1 protein-coding gene is annotated in these 2454 nt (G+C 43.2%); it reads right to left on the minus strand.

Annotated features, from left to right (window positions below; genetic code table 11):
• Positions 1 to 167: 167 nt before the first annotated feature.
• Entirely contained in the window at positions 168 to 1691 is a 1524-nt protein-coding gene (gene ltrA, locus AAEY94_RS20545; protein WP_101088802.1) for a group II intron reverse transcriptase/maturase, read from the minus strand.
• Positions 1692 to 2454: the final 763 nt, after the last annotated feature.

Genomic DNA, 2454 nt, shown 5'->3' on the forward strand with positions numbered 1-2454 from the left:
GCAAGCCCAACCCACCACTTTTCTCGCATACAAATCCATTACCACGGCTAAATAGAGCCATTTGGTTCCTGACCAAAGTAGAGTAAGAGGCAGAGCGTAGTCGAACTATTTCTCTGCTTCTCCTCTCCGAACCGTACGTGCACCTTTCAGCGCATACGGCTCTCCGCTTAATTGTGGCTAACAGCCATGGCAACATCGCTATAGCGAGACGTGACAGTATTTCTAATTTCATCTCTGAGGTAGGGGTTTGCTTCTGGTGCTCGCCATCTAAAGGGTAATTTAGGGCTACTCACTAATCTAAATAGTGACGCGCCACATAAATTTCCACGATTGCTTTTGCCAAATAACACCCATGTCGTTGCCTGATTTGGTGTCGGACGTTTGATCCATTTCATCATTAACGATTTAATAGAACAACGATATTTCCTAGCCAACCACTTAGCGAGTTTCCAGAAAATAATACGGTCAATTTTGCTGTAAACTTTCGCGGTGTAATCAGTATGTCGATAAAATTGTGCCCAACCCTTAAGTTTGCGATTGAGTTGTTCCACTTTGTCTATCTTGCTACAGCTATGATCCCCTGATAAAGCTTGACTCAATGAATGAGAAAATGCTTTGGCTTTACCGTTTGGAATACCAGACACCACTCGCATATTTCCCTTAGGTCCACGCTTTCGAATGATCCTATGTCCGAGAAATATAAAACCGTCATTCACATGTGTAATATGAGTTTTATCCATATTTAACGTGAGTTGCAGCTTACCTTCTAGGAAGTGTCGACATTGGTCCCGAATTGCCTCTGCTTGTTGTTTATTGCCTTTGACAATCACTAGAAAGTCATCAGCATAACGGCAATAAGCAACGGCTGGTTTCCATTGTCTGTTTTCCTCAACCGCAGGTTTTCGCTTGATTTTGATACTGTGGTTCCAGTACCAGCGGTCTTTACGGGCTTTCTTACTCAAGTAACATTTATCCAAATATTGATCGAACTCATTAAGCATTATGTTTGACAATAACGGAGAAATTACACCACCTTGTGGTACGCCTTCGCTTGTTGCACAAAATAGGTTACGTTCAATGTGTCCAGCTTTAATGAAGCGCCAAAGCAAATCATTAAATCGACGGCAGTTGATCCGTTTACGAACACATTTCATCAATAATCGATGGTGAACTGTATCAAAATAGCTTGATAGGTCTCCTTCAATTATCCAGCGACCTCTAGGCTCATTGGATTCGGTCATTTGTAGTTTAACCGTACGAATGGCGTGATGGACACTGCGCTCTGGTCTAAAGCCATAGGACAACGAATGAAAATCATTTTCCCATATAGGCTCCATTGCCATGAGCATGGCACGTTGAGCTATTCTATCTCTAAGCGTTGGTATACCTAAAGGACGTAGCTTTCCATTGGCCTTGGGGATATAGATCCGTCTAGCAGGCATCGGTTGATAGTTACCTGACAGCAGATCATTTCTGATCTCATCAAGATAACCAGCCAAATTAGCCTGTATATGAATCTTTGTTAGTCCATCAACACCAGGCGTTTTAGCTCCTTTTGAAGAAAGCGTTACTTCAGCCGCTTGGCGAAGCCAATGCGGGTGACTGATAAGGCGCAGCAGTCGATTAACGCGGTGCGCTTTATCGGTTGCTGTCCATGTTGCTAATTTGCGTTGCATTTCGCTGATTATCAAAGGTCTTCACCTCATTAAGGTCAGATAATTTGCTCACGCAAATCAATTAAACTGTGTCCCTTCGCCATGTAATGGGCTTTCCCCATCTCAGACTACTACGAACACTCCGCCAGTTTGTTTGTCATCAGGGTCATGCTCCCTTAGCATTCAAAACAAACCTTCCCCGGTTTACCTACCTGAACTCGAACATATTGGGGTGGATGCCGATCGCAGTCTTTGACCTTATCGTGCTGTAAGGTGATGATGCTTAAACGCAGAATTGTGATTTAGCGTTTATCCATTAATAAGTACATATTTATTACTCATTAATTCGGCAATAGCGCCCATACATTTAGCACTATTACTGCACCATATTACCTGTTAATTCGTGTAGGCAATGGCGACGTTTCAGCCCATAGATGCGGGTTAATCGGTTCATGTTCTTCATCCGTCCAATACTTAGTCTAGAGGAGCATCTTGGCTTAACGAATTCGCCTCACTCCCCGTTGTCAGCGAGTTACATCACCTTATCAGCATACGATAAGTCACTGCCGCTCAGACTCAACTATCTGCACAACCAGATAGTGCCATAAACAATGTAGCTCCTGCCGTAGTGTTCATGTATTTCAGATAGACTCGTGGTTCATTAAAGCATTCCATGCTAGTGCTGAACTCCGGGCACACCATAGGTCACGTCACCACACCAAACCTGATTTATTGCTTCAACGTTAAACTGCCGCTTTAACAAATTAGGGGCTATTTTAGATTCATCATTTGCTATCTT

It is taken from the genome of Shewanella sp. AC34-MNA-CIBAN-0136 (assembly GCF_040309945.1).
GTDB lineage: Bacteria > Pseudomonadota > Gammaproteobacteria > Enterobacterales > Shewanellaceae > Shewanella.